Raw genomic sequence first — 25,153 nt, 5'->3', positions numbered from 1 at the left:
AGTTTCGGTGTACATTCGTTCACTCAAACCGGGTGAACGGTGGGGACGGGTGCGACCAGTCAAGGACTCCTCTGCGCAGAGCCGAGGTCAAGGGCCGTTCGGCTCATGGCTGCTCGGTCCGCTGTACCAGGACACGGCCGTGTTGCGCCGTCGCGTCCAGGGGCTGCTCACCGGGACACTGATCGCGACCAACGTCATCGGCGCGCTGGTCGTGGTCGGGCTGGCGGCGCTGCTCATGCCCGCTCCCGGCATGTCCGGCGACCTGGTCCTGGTCACCGCGATCGCGGTACCCGTGTACGTGGTCTCCGCGGTCGTCGTGGGGGCCCTGTGGGGTACCCGCGGCGCGCTGCGGACCTTGCGCTGGGCCGCCGACGGACGGACGCCGACCGACGCGGAGCGTGCCGCGAGCCTCCGGGTCCCGTTGCGCCTGACCCTGGTCCAGGCGGTGCTGTGGGGTGTCGCGACCGCGGTGTTCGGGGTGCTGGCCGCGCTGGTGCAGCCGCGGGTCGTGCTGACCGAACTGCTCGTCGTCGCGTTCGCCGGGGTGGTCGTCTGCGCGATCGCCTATCTGGCAGGCGAATTCATCCTGCGGCCATACGTGGCCTTGGCCCTGGCGGGCACCGCGCCGGAGCGGCCGCTCAGCGGCGGGGTCAACCTGCGGATGCTGCTGTTCTGGTGCCTGGGCACCGGGGTGCCGGTGGCCGGGCTGGTGGTCACGGCGGTGCTGGCGTGGGTGCGCGGCGACGTGTCGACCACGAAGCTCGCCGTCTCGGTCATCGTGCTCGGCCTGGTGGTGCTGTGCTTCGGGCTGCTGGTGACCGTGTTCACCGCCCGCGCCGTGGTGAACCCGATCCGGTCGGTGCAGCACGCGCTGGGCCGGGTCCGGGCCGGGGATTTCGCCGTGGAGATCCCGGTCTACGACGGCACCGAACTCGGCCTGCTGCAGGCGGGCTTCAACGGGATGGCCGCCGGGCTCGCCGAACGCGAACGTTTGCGCGACCTCTTCGGCAGGCATGTCGGCGAGGACGTCGCGATCGAGGCGATGCGCACCTCCGCCGAACTCGGCGGCACGGTGCGGACGGTGTCGGTGCTGTTCGTCGATCTGATCGGTTCGACGACGCTGGCCGCGAGCCGCCCGCCCGAGGAGGTCGTCGGCCTGCTCAACCGGTTCTTCGCGGTGGTGGTCGACGAGGTGGACCGCCATCACGGGCTGGTCAACAAGTTCGTCGGTGACGCCGCGCTCGCGATCTTCGGGGCGCCGGTGCGGCTGGCGGATCACGCGACGCTCGCGCTGTCCGCCGGCCGTGCGATCGGGCGCAGGCTGGCCGCGGAGGTACCGGAATGCCCGGCCGGGATCGGCGTGGCGACGGGTGAGGTGGTGGCCGGGAACGTCGGCGACCCGCGGCGGTTCGAGTACACGGTGATCGGGGATCCGGTCAACGAAGCCGCCCGGCTGACAGAGCTGGCGAAGAACGTCGAAGCCCGGTTGCTCGCTTCGTGGACGGCGATCGAGTCGGCGGCCGAAGCCGAGGCCTCGCACTGGAAGGCGACAGAGGATGTCGTCTTGCGGGGCCGGACCCGGTCCACGACACTCGCGACACCGAAGTCCTGAACTGTGGCGGATTCACAGCCTTTGTGAACGGGGCGTGAATCTTGCGCGAGGGACGCGTCTCGCCGTCCCCGGACTCGTCGTTTCCTGGCACTCATCGCGACCCGGACGCTGTGAACGATCACAGCGCCGCTCTCGCGTCCGGTGCGGGCGTTGTCCCCGGAAGTCCTGGCGGCGCACGGTGATCTCCCCCATCCCCGGGTCAAAGGAGACATCCGTGATGAGACTTCCGAGGGCCGCGCTGGCGACCGGTGCCGCCGTCTTCGCATTGAGCATGCTGCCCGCCACCGCCCTCGCGCAGCCCGGTGGCGACGGAGACCGGCCCACCGGCCTGATCAAGACCCTGACCCACACTCAAGTGCGTGAGGTCGCACCGGTGGCGGGGACCGCGAGCACGGTCGCCGTTTCGGCCGCCTCCAAGCAGCTGAACTACACCCAGCAGGTACAGCAGTACAACCAGTGGTGCTGGGCCGCGGACGGTTCGAGCATCGAGAAGGCACTGGGCGGAACCGCGAGCCAGGCCCAGTTCTGCGCCGCGGGCAAGGGAACGTCGGCCGGATACTGCCCGAACCAGGCGGCCCAGATCTACGAGATCGTCCGCGGTTTCCGGGGCACCGGCTTCTCCGCGCAGGACGCGGGCGGCCCGATCGGCTTCAGCTCGGTCGTCAGCCAGATCGACGCCGGGATCCTGAACCTGACGGGGATCTACTGGACGTCCGGTGGCGGGCACGCCGAAGTGATCTACGGCTATGACTCGGCGAACCAGTCGATCATGGTCGGCGACCCGTGGCCGACCTACCAGCGCTACCAGACCTGGAACTACAACCAGTACCGCAGCAACGGCCAGTTCCGCTGGAACGACACCATCGTCAACATCCGGAAGGGCTGAGACGCGGTCATGAAGCAGATCTGCCGGAAGTTCTCCCGTGGTCTCGTGGTCGCCGTCGCGCTGCTCGTCCCGGCCGCGCCGCCCGCCGCGGCGGGCGAAGGAGTCGTCCCGCCCTCGGCCGACGAGGTCGCCGCCGCGGTGCGCGTCGCCGGTGAGCCGGGAGCGATCGGTCTCACGAAATCGAACTTCCGGCAGGTCGACCACATCGAACCGCGGCGGATCACGGTCAGCGGGCACGGCGTGCCGGTGTACACCCTCAATCCCGACTTCGTCCGCGCGACGGCCGGGGCACCGGCGGGTGTGCTGAAATCCATCACCGTGACGGCCACCGCCGATTCCGGCCAGAAGGCCACCCTGCAGGTGATGCCGGAGGGGCCGGGGGCGTGGGTCGCGGCGGGCGCGTTCTCCGGGAACGACGAAGAGACCTTGAACGCACGGCTGCGCCCCGGTTCGGTCCTGCTCAACGAACCCCAGATCAACGGCTGGTACGACCTCGGCCGGGACGACGTCGTACTCCTGCAGGCGAGCCTGCCGCAGACGCCGGTGGGGAAGTCCGTCCCGCTTTCCGAGTACCAAAAGGATGTGCACGGCCGCTACGGCGACAAACTGGCGGGCTCGGAGTATCAGCGCAATCGCGGGATCGGTTTCGCGCAGGCCGGTGCCGAGCCCGTCGAAAGCGGTCTGCCTGCCGGGGTCGTGGCCGGGCTGATCGCGGCGGGCGCCGCCGGGCTGGGAGCCGTGCTGTTCGTGGTGCGCCGGAAGCGCCGCCTCACTCCCAGATGAGGTCGATCCCGGCTATCCCGACGCCGAGATCCTCGAAGTACGCGCTGACCGTCGCGCCCGGACCGCAGAACAGCGGTTCACTGACCACCGGCGCGAGTTCTTCGCGCTCCCGCACGGTTTTGACGCAGCGGGCGGGGATCGCGTCCGGGTCGAACCGCATCCGGAGCAGGTAGGCCGACATCCGGGACCGCACCGTCCGGTGAAAACAGGTCGACCGGATCGAAGCGGCGAGCCGCAGCGTGAAGGCGAAGGTATGCGTTTCTCCTTCGGCCAGGCCGCGATCGAAGAGCAGCTCGAACACCATTCCCGGCGACGAAGCGCTTCGGCGCACCCTGCCTCTGCGGCAGCCGTCGGCGGCGAAGACCGTCGTGGCCTCCATGTCGGTGCCGGGTTCGTCCTGGTGGGTCACCACGAAGCCGTCCGCGCCGGATCGCCGTGCCCGCACCACCATCGTCGAGGTGATCTCCGAGATCCGGCCTTCCGCCGTCATCGTCAGCACGTCGACGACGGTCACGACGTCGAGCTTCGCGTTTCCCGCCGCACCGGGGGATTCGCTCAGCTCGTCCAGCAGCGTGCAGGTCTCGCTCCAGCTCTGGCGCAGTTCCGCGAGGGAAGGCCTGCGGTCGCCGTCGACGGCGGGCCGCCGTTGCGGGCCGATCAGGACGACCAGGCTGTCCGCGGGGAGACCCAGCACCGCTTCGAGCGCGCGGACGACGTCGAGTGATCGCGGTGTCGACGGATGCCGGAGTCCGCGCTGCCAGTAGCTCAAGGTCGATTCGGCCACGGAAACGCCGCGCGCGGCCAGATGCGCCCGGATACGGGACAGGGACAACCCGCGCTGGTCGACCGCCTCGGAAAGCGCCCGGGAGAAAGGACCGAACCTGACCGCGCTCGCTGTGCCGGGTTCCTTGCGTTGCTGGTACATGGGCCACCCCCACCACCGCCGGATTGGCGCACAGCATGCGCAGTCCGGCGGCGGACGGCAACCGTCTAAGGTCGAAAACCGGACTTTCTTCCCGGCCGTCTCGTGAGTGGTGATGACGGTTCTAACCGTCATCACCACTCACGAGGCCTCAGGCGACGGCGGTTCCTTCGAGTTCGATCATCAGGGAGGGGAGCGCCAGCCGGGTCACCCCGAGCATCGTGGTGGCCGGAGCCACCCCCGCCGCGCCCAACCGCGACGCCAGCACGCCGTAGTGCTGGAAGAGCAGATCGACGTCGGTCGTGTAGACGGTGAGCCGGACGAGGTCCGAGAGGGCCATACCGGCCTCGCTGAGAACGGCCTCCAGGTTGTCCAGGCTCAGCGCCAGCTGCGCCGCCATGTCACCGGCGTGCCGCGGTTCGCCCTCGCCGCTCATCGCGGTCTGCCCAGCGCAGTACAGGGTCCGGGTCTGTCCGGTGACGACCTCGCCCTGGTTGTAGCCCATCGCCACCGACCACGGCCACGGGTTGACCGCCGTTCGTTCCATTGCCACTTCTGCTCCATTCGTTTTCCTCGACAGCGGAAGCCTCCCAGCGAATCACGACATCCTGTGTCGTGTATTCCGCTACGGTTTCCGTCATGCGTGCCGACCGTTTGGTCTCGCTGGTCCTGCTGCTGCGCCAGCGCGGTCGGCTGTCCGCGGCCACGCTCGCCCGCGAGCTGGAGGTGTCCACCCGCACCGTGCTGCGCGACATCGAGGCGCTGTCCGTGGCGGGCGTCCCGGTCTACGCCGAACGCGGCAGGCACGGCGGTTTCGCGTTGCTGCCCGGTTTCCAGACCGAGCTCACCGGGCTGACCCACGACGAGGCCCTCGCCCTGCTGATCGCCGGATCGCGGCGCGGCGCGCAGGCGTTCGGCCTCGGCTCCGCGCTGGCTTCGGCCATGCTCAAGGTGGTCGACGCGCTCCCCGAAAGCCATCGGGACACCGCCGCCGGCGTGGCCGAGCGGTTGCTCATCGACCCGGAGACCGATCTCCTCTCGCGCCGCGTGATCGCCGAGGAGGTGCCCGACGCCATCGTCGCCGAGGTCCGGCGCGCGGTCTTCGCCGGGCACAAGCTCCGCATCCATTACGTGGCGACGGGCCAGAAACCGCGATGGCGGACGGTCGACCCGATCGGCCTGGTCACCGTGCGGGACCAGGGTTACCTGCTGGCCACGCGATCCGGCGAGGACCGCACCTACCGGCTGTCCCGGATCCGGGCCGCCGAGGAACTCGACGAACCCGCGCAGCGACCGGACCGGATCGATCTCGACCGGGCCTGGAAGGACCGGGGCACGCGGTTCCGCACCGGTGGCGACCAGGTCGCCGTGCTGGTGCGGGTGCATCCGGCGCGGCGGGTGGAGCTGCTGGACACCGCGCTGGCCGTCCTGTCCGAAGAGGCGGACGAGGACGGGTGGCTGCAGCTGGAGGTGACCTTCCAGGATCCACGGCACGCCGAGTGGGCGCTGTGGCAGCTCGCCACGAGCGCGGAGGCGCTGGCCCCGCCGTGGTTGCGCGAGTCCCTGCACGACCGTGCCACCGCGATCGCGGCCCGCTACGAAGCCTCGGACTGAGCTGAATCGTCAGTTCTTGCCCGATTTCGGGCAAGAACTGGCATTTCGAGACCTCGCTGTGCATGATGGGGACCGTGGAGGACGCGGACATCGTCGAACAGGTGGCCTTGTCGACAGGTCTGTCGACGGCCATCGCCGTACGCGTCGTCGAGGACGTCCTGGCGTTCTACCGGCAGCCGGTCGAGGAGTACGTCCGGTCGCGGCACGCCCGGTTGCAGGGCGAGGGCAGGAAGAACCCCGAGATCTTCGCCCTGATCGCCGGTGAACTGAGCAGGCGGCTCGTCGCGCCTCCCGATCTGTCCGAGCGGCAACTGCGCCGCATCGTCTACGGGTGACGGACCACGTCGCGAGGCCGAGCCTTCGCGCGCGTCCGTCCGTTCTTTCTTTTGTGAGGGTGACTCGTCATGTGCGGAATCGTCGGCTACATCGGTGGCCAGAACGCCGCCCCGATCCTGATCGAGGGGCTGACGCGGCTGGAATACCGCGGCTACGACTCGGCCGGGATCTCGGTACTGGGCGGTAAAGGCGCCCAGGTGCACCGGATCGTGGGGCGGGTGCGGAATCTGACGGCCGCCCTGCCCAAGCGGCTCGCGGGCAAGGTCGGCATCGGGCATACGAGATGGGCCACGCACGGCCCGGCGACCGAGGCGAACGCCCATCCGCACGTCTCCGAGGACGGCCGGATCTCCGTGGTGCACAACGGGATCATCGACAACGCCGTCAGCCTGCGCGAGCAACTCGGCCAGGCCGGGGTGACCTTGACCTCCGAGACCGACACGGAGGTGCTCGCCCACCTCATCGCGCGGTCGGGTGCCGAAACCCTCGAAGACGCGGTCGTCGAGGCCGTTTCGCGGATCACCGGCACCTACGCGATCGCGGTGACCGACACCGAGCACCCTGACCGCGTCGTGGTCGCGCGCAACGGTTCGCCGCTGATCATCGGCGTCGGCGACCGGGAGATGTTCGTGGCCAGCGACCTCTCCGCGCTGGTCCGCCACACCTCGCAGGTCGTGCACCTCGACGACGGCGAGTTCGCCAGCGTCTCGGCCACCGGCTACCGCACCTTCACCGTCGACGAGAGCGACACCGGCAAGGCCGCGACCGCGATCGACATCAAGGCCGACGACCTCGACCTCGCCGGTCACCAGCACTACATGTACAAGGAGATCCAGGAGCAGTCCGACTCGCTGGAGCGGATGATCCGGGGCCGCCTCGACGACCGGTTCGGGGTGTCCCGTTTGGACGGTCTGAACCTGACTCCCCGTGACCTGCGCGGCTTCGCCAGGGTGAAGATCCTCGGCTGCGGTTCGGCGTACTACGCGGGCCAGATCGGCGCGACCATGATCGAGGAGCTGGCGCGGGTGCCCGCCGACGCCGAAGCGGCGTCGGAATTCCGCTACCGCAACCCGATCATCGAAGCGGACACCCTCTACATCGCGGTCAGCCAGTCCGGCGAGACCGCGGACACCGCCTTCGCCGTCGAAGAGGTCAAGCGCAAGGGCGGCCGCGTGGTCGGCCTCGTCAACGTCGTCGGCTCGACGATCGCACGCGCCTGCGAGGGTGGTCTGTACCTGCACGCGGGGCCCGAGATCGCCGTCGCCTCGACCAAGGCGCTCACGAACATGGCCGTCGGGTTCGCGATGATCGCGCTGGCACTGGGCCGGGTCCGCGATCTGTCCAACGCGGACGGGCAGCGGATCGTCGCGGCGATCCGGGCGCTGCCGCGGCAGGTCGCGGAGATCGTCGCGGCGGAGGCGGAGATCGCCGAGCACGCCAAGACCTGCGCGGACGCCCGGAGCCTGTTCTTCGTCGGCCGCGTCCGGGGCTTCCCGGTGGCGCGCGAAGGCGCGCAGAAGTTCAAGGAGATCTCGTACCGGCACGCCGAGGCCTACCAGACCTCGGAACTCAAGCACGGCCCGCTCGCGCTGATCGACGACTCGGTGCCGACGGTCGCCATCGTGCCCTTCGACGACCTCGCCGACCGGAACCTCGCCGCGGTACAGCAGATCAAGGCCCGTAAAGGCCCGGTTCTGGCGATCACCCATGACGACGTGGACTTCGGCGATCTCGACGTGCCGCGGTTCGTGGTCCCGCGTTCGGAGCCGGAACTCGACCCGATCCTGCTCACCATCCCGCTGCAGCTGCTGGCCTACCACGCCGCGCTGATCCTCGGCCACGACATCGACAAGCCGCGCAACCTCGCGAAGTCCGTCACCGTGGAATGATCTCCGCCGGTGGTGTCGAATGGCGCCCCGCCCGTTCGTGGTCAAGGTGAGAGACCGGCCTGATCCGTCGAAGGAGTTCGCCATGAGGCAGTACCTGCTCGCCGTCCAGTTCGACGAGAGCGCGCCGCCGGAGCCCGAAGAAGAGGTCCAGGCGATGATGGCCAGGACGGGCAAGGTCACCGACGAGATGAAGGCCGCCGGTTCGTGGGTGTTCGTCGGCGGGCTGCGGCATTCGGACGCCGCCACGGTCGTCCGCCCCGGCAACGGCACCGTCACGATCACCGACGGCCCGTTCGCCGAGACGAAGGAACAGCTCGGCGGGTTCTGGGTGATCCAGGTCGACGATCTCGACCAGGCGCTGGCCTGGGCCGAGAAATGCGCGCTGGCCTGCGGGCAGCCGATCGAGGTACGCCCGTTCGACGACGGTTCGCGTCGGCGCTGATGGACCTGGACGGCGTTTACCGGGCGGAGTACGGCCGTTGCGTGGCAACGCTGACCCGGCTCCTCGGCGACATCGGGCTCGCCGAGGAGGCCGTGCAGGACGCGTTCGCGGTGGCCGTCCAGAAATGGGACGAGGCACCGCCCAACCCCGGCGCGTGGATCGTGACCACCGCCCGCAACCGGGCGATCGACCGCCTGCGCCGGGAATCCACCAGGGAGGACCGGCACGCGCAGGCGTTGCTGCTGTGGCAATCCGACGAGCCGGAGGAGGTGGGACCGGTGCGCGACGACCAGCTCCGCCTGATCTTCACCTGCTGTCATCCGGCGCTTTCGCCGCTCGCGCGGACCGCGCTCACCCTGCGTCTGCTCGGCGGGCTGGAGGTGCCGGAGATCGCGCGGGCCTACCTCGTGCCGGAGGCGACCGTCTTCCAGCGGATCGTCCGCGCGAAGAAGAAGATCCGCGACGCGGGCATTCCCTACCGGGTACCGGGGGACGCCGAGCTGCCCGATCGGCTGGCGTCCGTCCTCACCGTGCTCTACCTGATCTTCAACGAGGGCTACACGTCCACGTCGGGGGAGCTGCTGCGGACGGACCTGTGCCTGGAGGCGATCCGCCTGGCACGGGCGCTCGCCGACCTGATGCCCGACGAGCCCGAGGTGATCGGGCTCCTGGCGCTGCTCCTGCTCGCCGAAGCGCGGCGCCCCGCGCGGGTGGGGCCTTCGGGTGAGCTGGTCGTCCTCGCGGACCAGGACCGGTCGCTGTGGAACCGGGAGCTGATCGCCGAGGGACATGACCTGGTGCGGCGCTGCCTGCGGCGGGACCAGCCGGGGCCGTACCAGGTGCAGGCCGCGATCAACGCCGTGCACACGGACGGGCAGGCGACCGACTGGACCCAGGTGCTGGCGCTCTACGACCAGCTCCTGCTGCTCAGCCCGACGCCCGTCGTCGCCCTCAACCGCGCGGTCGCCGTCGCCGAGGTGCACGGTCCGGCGTCCGCGCTGGCCGTCGTCGACGAGCTGGACCTGCCGGGTTATCACCTGCTGCCGGCGACCCGCGCGGATCTGCTGTCCCGCCTGGGGCGCGTCGCGGACGCCGTCGCCGCCTACGACGAGGCGATCGCCCTGGCCACCAACGACACGGAACGGACCTTCCTGGAAACCCGGCGGTCACGTCTCGTCTCGTGAGTGGTAATGACGGTTCTAACCCTCATTACCACTCACGACTCAGGAGGAGGTCTCCGGTTGAGGCGAACGGGCGAGCGGCTCGCCGGCTACCTGATGACAGCGCCGTTCTACGTCCTGTTCGGCGTTTTCGGTCTCTTTCCCTTGCTGTACACCGCCTGGGTGGCGCTGCACCACTGGCATCTGATCAACGGCGACACCGGATTCGCCGGACTCGGCAACTTCGCCGTCCTGCTGCGGGATCCGCATTTCTACAACGCGCTCTTCAACACGGTCAGCATCTTCGTCCTCGCGACCGTCCCGCAGCTGCTGGCCGCGCTCGGGCTCGCCGCGCTGCTCGATCGTCCGTTGCGCGCGCGGACCCTGTGGCGCGCCAGTGTGCTGCTGCCCAACGTCGTCTCGGTCGTCGCGGTGGCGCTGGTGTTCGGCCAGCTCTTCGCCGAGGACTACGGCCTCGTCAACTGGGCGCTCGGGCTGGTCGGCCTCGACCCGGTGGACTGGCGGTCGGATCGGTTCGCCTCCCACGTCGCGGTGAGCGTGATGGTGATGTGGCGCTGGACCGGCTACAACGCGCTGCTCTACCTCGCCGCCATGCAGTCCGTGCCGCAGGAACGGTACGACGCCGCCATGCTCGACGGCGCCTCGCGCTGGCGGACGTTCTGGTCGATCACCGTGCCCGCGATCCGGCCGACCATCGCCTTCACCGTCGTGGTCTCGACCATCGGCGGGTTGCAGCTGTTCGCCGAGCCGCAGTTGTTCGACGACACCGGGGTGGCCGGGACCGGCGGCGCCGATCGGCAGTTCCAGACCCTCGCCATGTACCTGTACGAAAAGGGGTTCGGCGAATTCGACGCCGGATACGCGGCGGCCATCGCGTGGCTGCTCTTCCTGCTCTCGGCCGGGTTCGCGCTGGTCAACTTCTCGCTCGTGCGCCGCGTGCGGGGCGGTGAGTGACCGTGGCCGCGAGGGAACGGAGAGGCTTCGTCGTCTACGGGCTGCTGCTCGCCGTCGGTATCGCTTCGCTCTTCCCGTTGTACTGGTCGTTCGTGGTGTCCTCAAAGGACAATTCCGCGCTCGGCGAAGCCACCCCGCCGTTGCTGCCCGGCGGCAACCTGGTCGCGAACGTGCGCCGGGTGTTCGAGACTGTCGACTTCTGGCTGGCGATGCAGAACTCGCTGATCGTCGCCGGCACGGTGACCGTGTCGAACGTCCTGCTGTCCAGCATGGCCGGATTCGCCTTCGCCCGCCTGCGTTTCCCCGGCCGTGACTCGCTCTTCCTGGTCGTCATCGGCACCGCGATGGTGCCCGCGCAACTCGGCGTCATCCCGCTGTACCTGGTGGTCGGCGAACTCGGCTGGTACGGGCGGCTGGAGGCGGTGATCGTGCCCGGACTGGTGGGCGCCTTCAGCGTGTTCTGGATGCGGCAGGCGTGTGAGGAGGCGATCCCGGGTGAACTGCTCGATGCCGGACGCGTCGACGGCTGTTCGCCGATACGGCTGTTCTGGAGCGTCGCCCTGCCCGCCGTCCGGCCCCAGGCCGCCGTGCTCGCCATGCTGACGTTCATGACCGCCTGGAACGACTTCTTCTGGCCGCTGATCGTGCTCGACCCCAACGAGCACCCGACCGTCCAGGTGGCGTTGTCGCGGCTGGCCAGCGGTTACTTCACCGACTACTCGCTGATGCTCACCGCGGCGACGATCGGTGTGCTGCCGGTGATCGTGTTGTTCATCCTGCTGGCGAGGAAGGTGGTCGACGGGGTGATGCGGGGCGCGCCGCGGGCTTGACGGCCGTGGTCGAGCCGGGAGCTTGGGGCCCGGGCTGGTGGCTCGGGGGTGGTCGTTTTTCGGCGATGCCTCTGGGTGGCGGTGTTTTCGTGGCTGTTGTCAGGTCAGTGCATGGGGTGGTGGCGTGGCACCAGTGCGAGGCTGTAAGTGGACGACGTGGTGGTTTGGGGCATGGCCATTTTCGGCGACAGCGTCTCGTCGCGTGGCCGGGTGGCTCATGTTGTGGTCGCCGGTCGCGTTGGGATTCCGGGTCTCGCTCTGCCGCCCGGTCATGGTCGTTTTTCGGCGACGCCCTGGGTGGCGGGTGATTTCGTAGCCGCTGTCAGGTCAGTACATGGGTGGTGACGTGGCACCATCGCAAGGCTGCGCATGGACGACGTGGTCGTTCGGGTCGTGGCCGTTTTTCGGTGACAACGTCTCGTTGTGTGGCTGGGTGGCGAATGTTGTGGCTGCCGGTCGCGTTGGGGGTTCGGGCTTCGCTCTGTTGCCCGGTCATCGTCGTTTTTCGGCGACGCCCTTGGGCGGCAGTGATTTCGTAGCCGCTGTCAGGCCAGAACCTGGGGCGATGACATGGCACCCTTGCAAGACTGCGAGCGGACGCCGTCGTCGTTCGAGTCATGGCCATATTTCGGCGACCAGCCCACCGCCGAAGGCCGCTCGCGAACAAGGCACCATTGCCGTTTTCCGGCGATGCTTCAGAACGGTGGCGGTTCCTCGGTGCGGGGTTCGTGCAGTGGAGGTGGCGTGCTTTCGCAGCTGTGTCCCGTGGGCGTGGTGATGGTGAGAGTGCCGTCCGAGCCCAGGTGGTAGTTCCAGCCAGGTTCGTCCTTCAACCGGTGATCGCGGCGGCAGAAGCTGACCAGCTCGATATCGGCGGTATGGCCGCCGAATTGCCACGGCAGGGAATGGTCGAGGTCGCAGGCCTGGGCGACGCGGTGGCAGCCGGGTCTTCGGCACTCGCGGTCCCGCACGCGCACGAACTCGCCCAATCCCGCGGTGGGCCGATACCGGTCGCGGCCGAGGTCGAGCACCTGCCCGGACAAGGGGTCGGTGACGATCCGCCGCAGCACCGTGTCCGGCCCGTCGGCGATGTGCCGGGCCAACGCCGCCGGGATGTGCCCGTGCCCGGCCAGTTCGGCCGGGTCGTCGTTCAACCCCAGGTAGGTGTTCAGGTCCATGTACAGGAACAACTCGGACCGTTCACTCTTTCCGCCCTGGCCGCCGAGCAGGAGATCAAGGGCCACATCCGCGCGCAACTGGTCCAGGGTGCGGGCCTCCCCGCCGGTCTTGAGCGCGCGTGCTTCACGGTCGATCCGCGTGTACGCGGCGGCCACCTTCTCGACGGGGCCGTCCTCGACCTCGATCGACGCCACCCCCGTCTCTCCTTGGCGCAGCGAGAGGCGACGGCCGGCACGACCCCGCTCCACGCGTTTCGTCGCGCCGTCGCGGTCGGCCATCATCGCCGCGTGGTTCGCCGCTTTCCGGATCTGTTCGGAGTTTCGGCCCGGCAACCGGTCTTCCAGCACCTCATCCACCGCACGGGCGTCTTCGTCGGACAGCCACGCCGTGGCCGAGGCGACCTTCATCGCCCCGTAACCGCCCACCAGACCGCGATCCAGCAGCCCCAGTGTTCGTGGCAACCGCGTCGTCAACGCCTCCGCCGTGGCCACCAGCCCAGCCGCATGACCGTCCACAACGGACAACTCGAACGCGACCTCCTGCGCGACGCTCGACGCACCGCCGCGGTGACGGCTCAGCTGCCCCAGTGCACGGAACCGGACCGCTTCCAGCCGTGCGATCCCTTCCGACGCCGCTACGGCCGCGGCGACAGCGTCCTTGTCCTCCAACGAATCCAACGCGGCATTGACCTCCTTCAAAGCGTCCGGCTCGGTGATTTCCTTCAAGAGCGCCACAGTGGCGTTGAGAGTTTCCACGCTCAGAACATACGACCGGCCACCGACAGTTTTCGGCGACGTAAGGTCCAGAACCGCTAAAGACCGTTGCGTGCCACGACTTCCGCGAAGAACCGGCCACTGTCCTTGACCACCCGTTCCTGCGTGGCGAAGTCGACGTGCACGAGGCCGAACCGCTGCGTGTACCCCATGGCCCACTCGAAATTGTCCAGCAACGACCAGGCAAGGTAGCCGCGGACATCGGCGCCGCCCTCGATCGCGTCGTGCACGGCGGCGAGGTGCCCGGCGAAGTACCGCACGCGTTTCGCGTCGTGCACGCGTCCGTCCACGACCTCGTCCTCGAAGGCGGCGCCGTTCTCGGCGATCACGAGCGGTAGGCCGGGGCAGTGATCGCGCAGCCACAGCAACAGCTCGGTGAAGGACTCCGGCCGCTGTTCCCAGCCGAGCGAGGTCAGCTCGCCGCGGGGCGGCCGGACGTCCATGCCGCGCAGGCCGGGCAGCGGGCAGTTGCTGACGGCCTCGGGATCGTCGAGCGGGACCACGCGGACGGGCGCGTAGTAGTTGACGCCCAGGACGTCCAGCGGCTGGGCGATGATCTCCAGATCGCCGTCGGCGATCGCCGGTTCGAGGGTGCCGAGATGCGCCAGATCCGCCAGCAACCCGGGCGGATAGCCGCGGCCCAGCAGCGGGTCGAGGAAGAACCTGTTGTGCAGGAAGTCGAATTTACGGGCGGCCTCGCGGTGCGCGGCATCGTCCACATCGGTCAGGACCGGGGCGAAATTGAGCACGATGGACACCTCCTGCTCGTCGCCGCCGTCCGCGCGCAACGCCTGGGCCGCCTGGCCATGGGCGAGCAGGAGGTGGTGTGCGGCGACCAGCGCGGCGCCCGCGTCCCGGATCCCCGGCGCGTGGTCGCCGTTGCCGTAGCCGATGAAGGCGGAGCAGAACGGCTCGTTGATCGTGGTCCACCGCCGGACCCGATCACCGAGTACTTTGTGGACGGTTCGCGCGTAATCGGCGAACAGGACGGGGAGATCGCGGTGGGGCCAGCCGCCCTCGTCCTGCAGTGCCTGCGGCAGATCCCAGTGGTAGAGCGTGACCATCGGGGTGATCCCCCGCTCCAGCAAGGTGTCGACAAGGTGATCGTAGAAGGCGAGCCCGCGTGGTTCGATCGTGCGGCCGTCCGGCATGATCCGCGACCACGCGATGGAGAAACGGTAGTACGGCAGGCCGAGTTCGGTCAGCAGGCCGATGTCCTGCTCGTAGCGCCGGTAGTGGTCGCAGGCCGGTTCGCCGGTGGCGCCGTCGAGCACCCGGCCGGGTCGCGCGGTGAAAGTGTCCCAAATGGACGGTCCGCGGCCGTCGGCCGTCGTCGAGCCCTCGATCTGGTATGCCGCCGTGGCCGTGCCCCAGCGGAATCCGGCCGGGAACGCGCGCGTCACGCCGTGCCCGGTCATTTGCCCGCCGCGGCGCGGCCTTCGGTCGCGGCCTGGGCCCAGGCGTCGTCGAGCGATTGCCGACCCTCTTCGACGCGGCCGAGCGCGTGCCCGTACACCGGCCGCACCTCGCCGTCGCGCAGGCCGCGGTAGTTCGGCCGCAGTGCTTCGGCGGAGGCGGCGAAGAGCTTGCCGACCGGCGCGTCGCTGAAGTACCTGCTGGTGTGGGAAAGCACGGCGCCGTCCCGGTAGGCGCCCTGCGCGCTCGGCAGGAGCCCGCTTTCGAGGAAGATCCGCTTCTGCTGCCCGGGCGCGGTGAGCCAGGCGGCGAGGTCGTACGCCTCCTTGCGGTGCGCGCCCTGTTTCGGGACGGTCAGGAACGATCCGCCCCAGTTGCCCGCCCCGCCCGGTACCGAGGTGACGTCCCATTTGCCGGCCAGCTCCGGGCCGCCCGCCTCTTCGATCTGGGTGAGCATCCAGGCGGGACAGGTGATCGCGGCGAACCGGCTCTGCTTGATCGCCACCGTCCACGGTTGCGTGAAGGTGGTGACGGCCGCGGTCTCCTTCTTCAGCGCCATCCCGCCCGCCAGCTCGAAGGCCTTGCGCACGTTCGGGTTGGTGTCGCCGACGAACCGGTCGCCGTCCTTGGCGAAGTAGTTCTCCTCGCCCTGGTTGAGCATCGCCGTGTAGATGGTGCCCGCCGAGTCGGCGAACTTGACGTCTGGCGTCGCCGCGGTGAACCGGGCACCGGTTTCGGCGAACTTCTCCCAGGTGGGCCACAGCGCGGCCACCTGCTCGCGGTCGGTCGGCAGCCCGGCGTTCGCGAACAGGTCGCGGCGGTAGCACAGGGCGAGACTGCCCATGTCCGTGCCGAGGCCCAGCACGAACTTCCCGCCGTCGGCGGTGCCCTGGTCCCATTTCCAGGTCGGCCAGTTCTCCCGCAGGCTCTGCGCGCCGAATTCGGAGAGATCGGTGAACTTGTCCTTCGACTGACGGAACTTGGGAAGGTACTGCTCCTCGATGGCCACGACGTCCGCGGCGCCCCGTCCGGCGCCGAGACCGGTGGCGAGCTGCCGGTGGTGCGTCTCGAAGTCGGCGACTCGGCCCTCGACCGTGATCCCCGGATGGGCCTTCTCGTACTCGTCGAAGAGTTTCTCGTAGCCGAACTCGCCGAAGGTGGCGACGGTGAGCTTGATCGGCCCGCCGGATTCCGGTTGCCCCGAACAGGCGGTGAGCAGCAACACGGCGGCCGTCAGTCCGGCCAGCAGGCGGGTCATGGTTCTCCTCGGTCGGGCGGCGACGTTCACGCGAGTCGCCTGGGTAGCTGATCGCCGACGGTCAGCCGGGAGTCGGCATGCAGTTTGGTCAGCACCCGCGACACCAAAGACTGCACCGTCCTCCTCGGCAGGCTCAGTTCGGCGGCGATCTCCGGATTGGACAGTTTCGCCGCCACCAGCCGGGCGACCCGCAGGTCCAGCGGGGACAGCGTCCCGGCGTGCCGCGGACCCCGCTCGGCGCGGCTCAGCACGCCGTAGGGGCGCAGCCTGCTTTCCGCCCGGCGGATGCTCCAGGCCGCGCCGACCGGCCCGAGCACCTCGCACGCCTCGGTGAGCGTCTGGGTGGCCGACTCCAGGTAGCCGGCGCGGCCGAGCAGTTCGGCGGCGTCCTCCAGCGCGGCCGCGAGTTCGATCGGTCGGCCGACCTTGCGGTAGTGATCGGCCGCGGCCAGCGCGCCTTCGGGATCGCCGTCGATCAGGGCACGGCACCGCCCGTCGGCGGCGGTGGCCCTGGCGGGCACGGTCTCCTGGCGCGCCTCTTCGGCACAGACGTCGAGCGCTTGCCTCGCGGCGTCGTCGTTCCCGGCCGCGAGCGCGACCCGGACGACGTCGGGCAGCCACTGGTGGCGCAGCATCATCCGGGCGTAGTCGGGACGCAGCACCGGGGTGAACAGCCGGAGCGCGTCGTCGAGCCTGCCGCGCTGTTCGGCGGCCATCGCCTGGGCGGCGAGGTAGAAGTCGCAGCTCTCGCGCTCGGCGGGGTTCGACGGCGAATGCGCCTCGGCCGCGTCCAGATGCGCGCGGACGGAGACACGCTCGTCCCGGTGTCCCGCGATGAGCGCGGCGACCCCGTGCAGCAGCAGGGCGGCGGCGCCCTCGTCGCGTACGCCGTTGAAGGTGATCGCCGGTCCGTCCTCGGTGACCGAGTCCAGTTCGGCCATCGCCTCGTCCCAGCGGCCGGTCCAGAAGTAGTGCACGGCGGCCGAGACCTGCGGGCCGGTCGGCAGGCCGTGCCGCGCGGCCGTCGCGTACCCGGCGCGCAGTGTCGCGTCGGCCTCGGTGAGCCGGTCGAGGTTCTGCAGGGTGAAGAGGCGGTTGTCGAGCAGGTCGAACCGCAAGGTCGCGAGTTCCGGTTCGTCACCGGCGGTCTCCAGCGCGGCGTCGACCGCGATCAGCGCGCGGTCGTGCTCGCGGCGGATCGAGTGCACGAGCCACAGGGTCTGCTGCGCGTGCGCGGCCGGGTAGCGCTCGCCCGCCTCGGCGGCTTCGGCGTGCAGGCTCCGCGCGATCCGCTCGGTCTCGTCGAGATCGGCGAGGGCGCCGCGGCGGAAGTTCGCGAGCAGGGTCCGGGTCCTGGTGCGCCACAGCTCCGGCATCGACGGATCGTCCGCGGTGTCGGCGAGCGCTTCGATCGCGCCGGGGGTTTCGCCGCGGCGGTACCGCAGCGCGGCGAGGATATGCCGCATCTCGGCCAGATCCGCCTTGTCGCGGACGATCTCCACCGCCTGCCCGGCCTCGGCCTCCGGCGCCTGTTCGAGCCGGAACAGCACCCGCACCAGCGCGGCGATCAGGATCTCCCGCTGCTCGCGGGTGGGCACCGGGCTCGCGAGCGCGCCGCGGAGGAGGTCGACCGCGATCCGCGGCGCGCGGTTGGAGACCGCGACATGGTTGCCGGTGAGCCAGCCGACCAGCCACGGGTCGACCGGCGCCGGTTCGGCGGCCAGCTGCTCGGCGACCCGTTTGATCGGCGCGCCCGCCCTGGCGAGGGCCTCGGCCGCGCGCCGGTGCAGTGCGGCGCGCGCCGGTTCGGCGATGCCGTCGTAGAGCGCCTGCCGCTGGAACGGATGGTGGAAGGCGAGTTTGTCGCCGGCGTATTCGATCACCCCGGCGGTGGTGGCCGGTTCCAGCTCCCGCAGGACCTCCAGCGGCGTCTTGCCCGTCAGCGCGGCGACGTCCTCGACCGCGAACTCCGCGCCCAGCAGCGAGACGGTGCGCAGGATCTCGGTCGTGGCCGGGTCGAAGCAGTCCAGTGTGCGGCCCACCGCGGCCAGCAGCGACCGCGGCGCGTTCTCGGTGCCGTCCAGCGTCACCTCGGCCACACCCGCCCTGGTCCGCAACGAGCCGGTGCGCACCAGATCGTGCGCGAGTTCCCTGGCGTAGAGCGGGTTCCCGGCCGCGCGGTGGATCAGCGGGCGGAGGCTCGGCCCCGGTTTCGCCGCCAGGATCACCTCGAACACGGCGGCGATCTCGTCGTCGGTCAGCACCTCGACCGGCATGATCTCGCCGTCCCGTGCCTCGACACCGCGCCGCAGCTGGGCCAGATCGTGGCGGCCGTGCCCGGTACGCGTGGCGGCGACGAGCAGCAGCGGCAGCTGGCGGGTGGCGGCGGCCAGGCGCTGCCACAGCAGCACACTGGCCTCGTCGGCCCAGTGGAGGTCGTCGATCACCAGTACCAGCGGGCCTGCCGCGCAGGTCTCGTCGACCAGTGCCAGCAGCTTGTCCACAGTGGACAAAACTGGGTCCGCGGGGCCCCAGTTCCCGTGCGTGGGCTCGGTGTGCAGCGCACCGGCCAGCTTGGCCTTGGCCGGATCCGCCGAACCGTGGTGCACTCCGAGACACTCCATGATCACCTGCAGCGGGAACCGTTGCTGGAGTTCGTCGGCCGCGGTCCAGGCCAGCTGGCAGCCGCGTGCCCCGGCGCCCGACAGTCCGGCGATCAGTAGCTCCGACTTGCCGATGCCCGGTTCGCCCTCGATCCAGACCGGGCGACCGCGCCCGGCGAGGAGGTCGTCGACGAAGCCGTCCAGCCGTCCGACCTGCCGCGCGCGGCCGGGCAGGTATGCCGGGCCGCCGCGTTCGATCGCCTTGGCCACCGGCGGCGGCACGATCCGCAGCGCGGCCTTTTTCGTTCCGGTGACAGGTTTTTCGGTGCCGTCGAGGATGCGCTGATGCAGTTCCCGCAGCGGGCGCCCTGGTTCGACCCCGAGTTCGTCCCGCAGCACTCGTCTGGCGTCGCGGTAGACGGTCAGCGCCTCGGCCTGCCGTCCGCCGGCGTGCAAGGCGCGCATGAGCGTCTCGTACAGCGACTCGCGCAACGGGTGCCGCTGGATCAGCGCGGCCAGCTCGGCGACGAGTTCGCGATGGTCGCCGAGGCCGAGCAGCGCGGTGGCCCGCAGTTCGGTGGCGGACAGCTGGAGTTCGGTGAGGCGGACGCGCTCGGTTTCGGCGAACGGACCGGAGATGCCGGAATAGGCCTCGCCGCGCCAGCGGTCGAGCGCGGTGGTGAGCCGCGCGGCCGCACCGCGCTGATCGGCGTAGGCGAGCAGCCGCCGGGCGGCCGCGGTCTCCTGTTCGAACAGGGCGACGTCGAGCGCGCCGGGGTCCAGACGCAGCCCATAACTCGATCCCGAGGACTGCAGCATCTCGTGCGCGGCGCCGCCCGCCTCGCGGATCGCCCCGCGCAGACCGGAGACGTAGGTGTGCACACTGCCGGTGGCGCTGGCGGGCGCCGCTTCGCCCCAGACGGCGGCGATCAGCTCGCCGAGCGGGATCGCCTGGCCGCGGCGTGCGGCCAGGGTGGCGAAGACCGCGCGCTGGCGGGTGGGGCCGAGCTTCAGCTCGACGTCGTCGATCCAGGCACGAGGCGGCCCGAGCAGCTCGACGCGTAACCCGTTCGTCACGCCGGCTCCCTTTCCCGTCTTCACCGAAAGTGGCCGGATTACTACTGTGCCACGCAGTTTAGGACGTCCTCATGGAGGTTCGGTTGCGCACCCGGGGCCAGTTCAGCGGCTCACGACGATCTCTCGCTCCACACTCGCCAGCTTCTCGGGATTGCGCACGTGGTAGGCGCCGGTGACGTAGCCGTTCTCGACCCGCATCGCCAGTACGCCGTCGATCTCCCCGTCGACACGGATGAGCAGTCCCGGGCCACCGTTGATCTGAACCGGCTCGACCGACCTCTCCGCGTCGCGTTTCCACCAGCCGACGGCCAGCAGACGGGCCACCCTGTCCGCACCCACGACCGGCCGCAGCAGGGCATGTTTGACTCCGCCGCCGTCGCTGAGGGCGACGACGTCCGGCGCGAGGATGTCGAGCAGGCCCTGCAGGTCGCCGGTTTCGACAGCCGCTTGGAAGGCCTGGAGCGCGGCCCGGTGTTCGGCGGGAGTGCCGGTGCCGCGGGGTCTGCGCGCGGCGACGTGCGCCCGTGCCCGGTGAGCGATCTGGCGTACGGTGCCGGAGGTTTTGCCGACGGCTTCGGCGATCTCGTCGTAATCGAGAGCGAAGACCTCGCGCAGCACGAACACCGCCCGCTCGGTCGGCGCGAGCGTCTCCAGCACCAGCAACATCGCCATCGAGACGTTGTCGGCCAGCTCCACGTCGTCGGCCACGTCCGGTGCGGTCAGCAACGGCTCCGGCAGCCACGGACCCACGTAGGACTCCTTGCGCCTCCCGAGCGTCCGCAGCCGTTTGAGCGCCTGCCGGGCGGTGATCCGGACCAAGAACGCGCGGGGGGACAGCACGGTCCCGAGGTCCACGCCCACCCAGCGCAACCACGTCTCCTGCAGCACATCCTCGGCGTCGGTGGCCGAACCGAGCATTTCGTAGGCCACGGTGAAAAGCAGGTTGCGATGGGTCACGAACGCCTCGGTGGCCGACTCCATGGCGGTGTCCGTCTCTTGTCCTTCTCGTTCGCTCATCGTCGGCTCCTGTCTCTTCGTGAGCGTGCCAGGCCATACGATCCCGGCCGCCTTCCCGTTGTGACGCCCGCGGCCGGTGTCCTGTGTCACACGGCCGGCCTGTCACGGGAAGCGGGCCGCCGGGATCTCTTGGTCGCAACGACGCCGAGTGGAAGGAAGTCCCGGCCATGTCCGTGACAACGAAGGGTGTGCGGTCACGCATGCCCCACCCGATCCCGTTCGTCCCCGAGATGGCCGAAGTCGCCGGCGGCCTGCACAAGGTCCTCAGGAACGGTGCGATCCCCGTGACGACCGTCAACCTGCTGCAGCTGCGTGCCGGGCAGATCTTGGGCAGCACGTGGAGGCCGTCCTCACCCCGCTCATCGCCAAGCCGATCCCCGGAATGCCTCCCGGCCAGAACTACAGCGACTGACGTTTCCCGCACTCGAGAAAGGCAAGAAACATGAGCACCGGCAAAATCGCAGTGGCGGGCGCGACCGGGCGACTGGGACTCCACGTCGTCGACGTCCTCACCGAACGAGGACACCAGGTCGTGCCGATGTCCCGGGCCACCGGCGTGGACATCATCACCGGTGAAGGTCTCGCCGAGGCCCTCAGTGGTGTCGAGGTCATCATCGACGTCGCCTCCTGGCACGGCTCGGAGCAGGAAGCGGCGACGGAGTTCTTCCGCACGTCGGCCCGCAGGCTTCATGAGGCCGGCCGTCAGGCCGGGGTCGTCCGGATCGCCGCGGCGTCCATCATCGGCGCCGACAAGGCCACCGCCGGTTTCGTCGCCGCCAAGAAGGTGCACGAGGAACTTCTCCTGGCCGGCCCTCTTCCCGTTCGTATCCTGCGGGCCGCGCAGTTCCACGAGTTCGTCGGCCAGCTCCTGGCCTGGCGGCAGGGGGATGTCGCCTACCTGCCCGCCCTTCCCCCCCAGCTCGTGGCCTGCCGCACCGTCGCGGAGGAACTGGCCGACCTCGCCACGGACCCCGATGACCCGGCCCCGGGAACACCGATCCCCGAAATCGCGGGCCCCCGCAAGGAGATCATGGCGGAGGCGGGCAGGCTCCTCGGCGCCCGCCGCGGTATCGAGGTCGTCGTCGTCGACGGCGCCGGCATACCCGACGCCGAGATCGCCGCCGCCGGCGGTTTCCTGCCCGGTCCGCACGCCAAGCTCGCGGGGCCCACGTTCCTGGAGTGGCTCGATACCCAACCCTGAGCCGGACCGGTCTCAACCCGGTCGAGGAGCCGGAGGGGTCGTCGCGCCGGGCAGCAGCAACGCGGCGAGTTCGGCCGCCAGGCTCTCGTGCTGCTCCTCGGTGAGATTCCGTTGGCGCGAGAGCAGATGGAGCAGTTCGACCGCGGGCCCGGCGGGCAACGCGCCGACGTTGTCGAGCAGCCACCGCGGGATCCATCGCGCGGTCAGTTCGTCGCCGGCCTGGAGCAGTTGCTCGGCGACGCGGTCCGCGGGTGCCCCGGACTTCACCATGGTCTCGGCGATCTCCTGGTGCAGTACGGAGCGGATGGCGGGCGGGGTGTTCGCGGCGAACACCGAACGCTCCAGCGGGATCCGGAACCGCAGACGTTCTTCGCCGGTTTCCAGCACGCGTGCGGCGAGCGCTTCTTCGACAGCCGCGGTGAGCGCCTCCGGTTCACGGCCGGTGACACCGGCCAGCTCGGCGATCGTGAACGCCGAGCCGAGCAGCGCGGCTGAATTCAGCGTTCGCGCGCACGGCACGGAAAGCGTGGCGAGCCGGGTTTCCACCGCGGTGGCGAGCCTGCTGTGCGGCGCGGTGGTGAGGTCGCGGCCGGCGGCGAACTCGGCGAACAGCTCGCGCAGGTAGCCGGCGTTGCCGGCGGTGTACTCGGCGGCGAAGCCGAGGAACTCCTCGCCGGGGTCCCTGGCCAGGAATTCCTCGGCGAGCGCGGCGACGGCCGGGCCGTCGAACGGCGGCAGCGAGACGATCTCGGCGTCGAGCCCGGACCGGAGATCGTCGAGCGTGCGGCGCCGGGGGAACGGGCGCGCGGAGCCGATCAGCAGCAAGGGGAATCGCCCGGTGAGCCGGTGAAGCCGCTGCCAGTCGAGCAGGCTTTCCTCGTCGGCCCAGTGCAGGTCTTCGAAGACGAGCACCAGCGGCCCGTCTTCGCACAGTTCGGCGACCGTGTGCGCGAGGTCGTCGTGCGCGTCGCAGCCGAGGCAGTCGCTGATGAGGCTGAGCGGGACCGCGCTGGTCAGCTCGTCGGCTTCGACCCGGCACGTGCGGCCGCGCACCGGGGCGAGGGCCTCCGCGAGGAGCGCGCTCTTGCCGCTGCCCGCCTCGCCGTCCAGCCACACCGTCCCGCCGCGGCCTTCGTCCAGCAGGGCGGACAGGCGGTGACGGACCCGGCTCAGTTCGACCTCACGGCCGACGAAGGCGGAGGGGCGTTCGGGCAGGGACCGCGCGGGCCGATGCCGTTCCGGCTGGTCCCGGTGGTGCAGCGACGGATCGCCGTCGAGCACCCGTCGCCGCAGTTCCAGCAGCTCAGGGCCGGGTTCGAGACCGGACTGCTCGACGATCGTCTCGCGGGCGTGGTCGAACGCGGACAAGGCGTCGGCCTGCCTGCCGTCCCGGAACAACGCGGTGATCAGCATCCGATGCAGGCCTTCGCGCAGCGGATGCCGTTCGACCAGCTCGGCCAGTTCGCCCGCGAGGCCGTCGTGGACGCCCAGGTGCAGCGCGACCTCGGCCCGGCGTTCGAGCGCGTACAGGCGCAGCTCGTCCAGCCGGGCGCGCTGGGTCTCGGCGAACGGTCCGGGGATCGCGTCCAGCGCGGGACCCCGCCACAGCCCGAGCGCGGCGCGCAGCGACTCCAGTTCCCGGTGGTGCGCCCCGGCGAGGCGATGCGTGCGGGCCCGGTCCAGGCCTGCTTCGAAGACATGGACGTCCACCTGCGGTTTCGGCAGGTCGAGGCGGTAACCGGCGCGCGAGGCGACGAGCGGCCTGCCTGCCGGTTCGAGAGCGCGGCGCAACGCGGACACGTAGTTGTAGACGATGCCGGTGGCGGTGTCCGGCGGCCGCTCACCCCAGACGGCGTCGATGATTTCCTTGCGGGAGACGAACTGACCGGTGTGCAGGGCGAGTACGGCGAAGACCGCCTGTCGCTGAGCGGGCCCGAGCTTGAGCTCGCCGTCACCGTGCAGGGCGGTGGCGCCGCCCAGCAGCCGCACCGTCAGCGAGGGAACCTCGTCCATGACCTGCCGCCTGCGCCCGACTTCCGAAAAAGACCACCCTGCCCGGGGGAAAACCCTAGTCGCGCCGCGAGGGGGCCCGCAATCGAGGTGCGACCGGGCAGAACCGCGCGTTCTCAGGGGCAGAAAGCCCTCCTGCGGTGGTCGGCGGCGGCCGCGGCTGTGCATGCTGGGCCGGTCCGGCGGCGAGAGTAGGGCGGTTGCGGTGAGCCAGGATCGAGAGCCCTTCGCCGGCGACGTCCTGCTCGACCTCGCCTACAGCGGCAGGCTGGTGCTGGGCACCGACGAGGCCGAAGCGCGCATCGCCGAGCTTCGGCGGACGCTGGCCTTCGGGTACGCCCAGCTCGCCGACCCGGATTTCGACGGCGCAGGGGACCGGCTCCGCGAGCTTCTGCGCGAACTGCCCAAGTACGTCGAAGCGTTTCAGCTGGCCACGAAGTCCTTCACGCCTCGTTGAGAATTCGTGAAGAGCTCCTTCGCAGACTGGGTCCCATCCGACTGGGGCCGCGGATCAAGCGGAGGGGACGAAACGTGGACACGGAAATCCGGCAGCTCACCGTGGCGGTGCACGCGCCCGACCCGATCACCAGTGCGGGCCTGGTCAGTCAGCTGGGCACGCAGCAAGGGATCGAGATCCGGGACTGGGAGCAGCGCGCCGAGGCCGACGTACTGGTCTTCGCCGCCGAGTGGCTGACGCCCGAGATCGTGCTGGTCCTGCGGCGGCTGGCCGCGGAGGCCGGGAAACCGGTGGTGCTCGTGGTGAGCCAGATCGGCGAGGCGGAACTGGTGCCCGCCATCGAATGCCGGGTGGTCGCGGTCCTGCCGCGCTCCGCGACGACCGGTGAGCGGCTGGCGCACGCGATCCGGGCGGCGTCGACCGGCGGTGGCGTACTCCCGCCGAGCCTGCTCGGCGAGCTGCTCAAGCACGTCGAACGGATGCAACGCGAGGTCCTCGACCCGATGGGCGTCAACACCGCCGGGCTCACCACGCGCGAGATCGACGTGCTGCGCCTGATGGCCGACGGGAAGGACACCGTCGAGATCGCCGGGGAGCTCAGCTACTCCGAACGCAGCGTCAAGCACATCATCCAGGGCATCACCGGACGGTTGAACCTGCGCAACCGGCCGCACGCCGTCGCCTACGCGGTGCGGGCCGGCGTCATCTAGGCG

General features: G+C 70.1%; 21 protein-coding genes. 13 read left to right on the top strand and 8 right to left on the bottom strand.

Annotated elements, in window-relative coordinates:
• Positions 1-49 precede the first annotated feature (49 nt).
• The 3 genes from SD37_RS25980 (at position 50) to SD37_RS25970 (ending at position 3,281) form a co-directional block, all read left to right on the top strand.
• Positions 50-1,612, top strand: coding sequence for an adenylate/guanylate cyclase domain-containing protein (locus SD37_RS25980; protein WP_044851210.1), 1,563 nt, complete (start codon positions 50-52; stop codon positions 1,610-1,612).
• A 214-nt stretch (positions 1,613-1,826) separates the two neighbouring features.
• Positions 1,827-2,498, top strand: a complete 672-nt coding sequence (locus tag SD37_RS25975) for a papain-like cysteine protease family protein (RefSeq protein ID WP_145926728.1) — start codon at positions 1,827-1,829, stop codon at positions 2,496-2,498.
• 9 nt (positions 2,499-2,507) lie between these two features.
• A complete protein-coding gene (locus tag SD37_RS25970; RefSeq protein ID WP_044851208.1) occupies positions 2,508-3,281 on the top strand; it encodes a hypothetical protein in 774 nt (257 codons plus the stop codon).
• Here the strand turns inward: SD37_RS25970 and SD37_RS25965 are convergent.
• Both SD37_RS25965 and SD37_RS25960 read right to left on the bottom strand, forming a co-directional pair.
• On the bottom strand, positions 3,268-4,206 hold the full coding sequence (locus SD37_RS25965) for a helix-turn-helix domain-containing protein (protein ID WP_044851207.1): 939 nt from the start codon (positions 4,204-4,206) through the stop codon (positions 3,268-3,270). The two genes, SD37_RS25970 and SD37_RS25965, sit on opposite strands and share 14 nt — an antisense overlap.
• 148 nt (positions 4,207-4,354) lie before the next feature.
• Complete coding sequence (locus tag SD37_RS25960; protein ID WP_044851206.1) at positions 4,355-4,750, bottom strand: RidA family protein; 396 nt, start codon at positions 4,748-4,750, stop codon at positions 4,355-4,357.
• Between the two features lie 92 nt (positions 4,751-4,842).
• Here SD37_RS25960 and SD37_RS25955 point away from each other — a divergent pair, with 92 nt between their 5' ends.
• The 7 genes from SD37_RS25955 (at position 4,843) to SD37_RS25925 (ending at position 11,449) form a co-directional block, all read left to right on the top strand.
• Complete coding sequence (locus SD37_RS25955) at positions 4,843-5,817, top strand: helix-turn-helix transcriptional regulator (protein WP_044851205.1); 975 nt, start codon at positions 4,843-4,845, stop codon at positions 5,815-5,817.
• Between the two features lie 62 nt (positions 5,818-5,879).
• Positions 5,880-6,152, top strand: coding sequence for a hypothetical protein (locus tag SD37_RS25950; protein ID WP_037314457.1), 273 nt, complete (start codon positions 5,880-5,882; stop codon positions 6,150-6,152).
• Positions 6,153-6,221: 69 nt separating this feature from the next.
• Positions 6,222-8,042 (top strand): glutamine--fructose-6-phosphate transaminase (isomerizing), encoded by a 1,821-nt coding sequence (gene glmS, locus SD37_RS25945; RefSeq protein WP_044851204.1) that lies wholly within the window; start codon positions 6,222-6,224, stop codon positions 8,040-8,042.
• 82 nt (positions 8,043-8,124) lie between these two features.
• Positions 8,125-8,484, top strand: coding sequence for a YciI family protein (locus SD37_RS25940; protein ID WP_044851250.1), 360 nt, complete (start codon positions 8,125-8,127; stop codon positions 8,482-8,484).
• Positions 8,484-9,668, top strand: coding sequence for an RNA polymerase sigma factor (locus SD37_RS25935; protein ID WP_044851203.1), 1,185 nt, complete (start codon positions 8,484-8,486; stop codon positions 9,666-9,668). The genes SD37_RS25940 and SD37_RS25935 overlap by 1 nt, the downstream gene beginning before the upstream one ends.
• Before the next feature lie 57 nt (positions 9,669-9,725).
• Entirely contained in the window at positions 9,726-10,619 is an 894-nt protein-coding gene (locus tag SD37_RS25930; protein ID WP_145926727.1) for a carbohydrate ABC transporter permease, read from the top strand.
• A gap of 2 nt (positions 10,620-10,621) precedes the next feature.
• Positions 10,622-11,449, top strand: a complete 828-nt coding sequence (locus SD37_RS25925; RefSeq protein ID WP_044851249.1) for a carbohydrate ABC transporter permease — start codon at positions 10,622-10,624, stop codon at positions 11,447-11,449.
• Positions 11,450-12,144: 695 nt separating this feature from the next.
• Here SD37_RS25925 and SD37_RS25920 read toward each other — a convergent pair.
• The 5 genes from SD37_RS25920 to SD37_RS25900 all read right to left on the bottom strand — a co-directional run bounded on the left by SD37_RS25920 (position 12,145) and on the right by SD37_RS25900 (position 20,772).
• A complete protein-coding gene (locus tag SD37_RS25920) occupies positions 12,145-13,326 on the bottom strand; it encodes an HNH endonuclease signature motif containing protein (RefSeq protein ID WP_083255316.1) in 1,182 nt (393 codons plus the stop codon).
• A gap of 113 nt (positions 13,327-13,439) precedes the next feature.
• Positions 13,440-14,819 (bottom strand): GH1 family beta-glucosidase, encoded by a 1,380-nt coding sequence (locus SD37_RS25915; protein ID WP_044851201.1) that lies wholly within the window; start codon positions 14,817-14,819, stop codon positions 13,440-13,442.
• Positions 14,816-16,075 carry an ABC transporter substrate-binding protein gene (locus SD37_RS25910; protein WP_044851200.1) on the bottom strand — a complete coding sequence of 420 codons (1,260 nt, stop codon included), beginning with the start codon at positions 16,073-16,075 and terminating at the stop codon, positions 14,816-14,818. Before SD37_RS25910 ends, SD37_RS25915 begins: the two co-directional genes overlap by 4 nt.
• 26 nt (positions 16,076-16,101) lie before the next feature.
• The gene (locus tag SD37_RS25905; protein ID WP_044851199.1) at positions 16,102-19,755 is read right to left on the bottom strand and encodes a BTAD domain-containing putative transcriptional regulator; all 3,654 of its coding nucleotides are present in this window, start codon (positions 19,753-19,755) and stop codon (positions 16,102-16,104) included.
• Between the two features lie 102 nt (positions 19,756-19,857).
• The gene (locus tag SD37_RS25900; RefSeq protein ID WP_044851198.1) at positions 19,858-20,772 is read right to left on the bottom strand and encodes an RNA polymerase sigma-70 factor; all 915 of its coding nucleotides are present in this window, start codon (positions 20,770-20,772) and stop codon (positions 19,858-19,860) included.
• A 442-nt stretch (positions 20,773-21,214) separates the two neighbouring features.
• Here SD37_RS25900 and SD37_RS25895 point away from each other — a divergent pair, with 442 nt between their 5' ends.
• A complete protein-coding gene (locus SD37_RS25895; RefSeq protein ID WP_065912978.1) occupies positions 21,215-21,973 on the top strand; it encodes an SDR family oxidoreductase in 759 nt (252 codons plus the stop codon).
• Between the two features lie 12 nt (positions 21,974-21,985).
• On the opposite strand, the gene SD37_RS25890 is transcribed toward SD37_RS25895, so the two are convergent.
• Positions 21,986-23,986 (bottom strand): BTAD domain-containing putative transcriptional regulator, encoded by a 2,001-nt coding sequence (locus SD37_RS25890; RefSeq protein WP_083255081.1) that lies wholly within the window; start codon positions 23,984-23,986, stop codon positions 21,986-21,988.
• A 202-nt stretch (positions 23,987-24,188) separates the two neighbouring features.
• Here SD37_RS25890 and SD37_RS25885 point away from each other — a divergent pair, with 202 nt between their 5' ends.
• Both SD37_RS25885 and SD37_RS25880 read left to right on the top strand, forming a co-directional pair.
• The gene (locus SD37_RS25885; RefSeq protein ID WP_044851196.1) at positions 24,189-24,440 is read left to right on the top strand and encodes a hypothetical protein; all 252 of its coding nucleotides are present in this window, start codon (positions 24,189-24,191) and stop codon (positions 24,438-24,440) included.
• 74 nt (positions 24,441-24,514) lie between these two features.
• Positions 24,515-25,150 carry a helix-turn-helix transcriptional regulator gene (locus SD37_RS25880; protein ID WP_083255080.1) on the top strand — a complete coding sequence of 212 codons (636 nt, stop codon included), beginning with the start codon at positions 24,515-24,517 and terminating at the stop codon, positions 25,148-25,150.
• Positions 25,151-25,153 lie beyond the last annotated feature (3 nt).

It is taken from the genome of Amycolatopsis orientalis, from assembly GCF_000943515.2.
GTDB lineage: Bacteria > Actinomycetota > Actinomycetes > Mycobacteriales > Pseudonocardiaceae > Amycolatopsis > Amycolatopsis orientalis.
The sequence above is the reverse complement of the archived record's forward strand: the minus strand, read 5'-3'. Positions and strand labels throughout refer to the sequence as shown.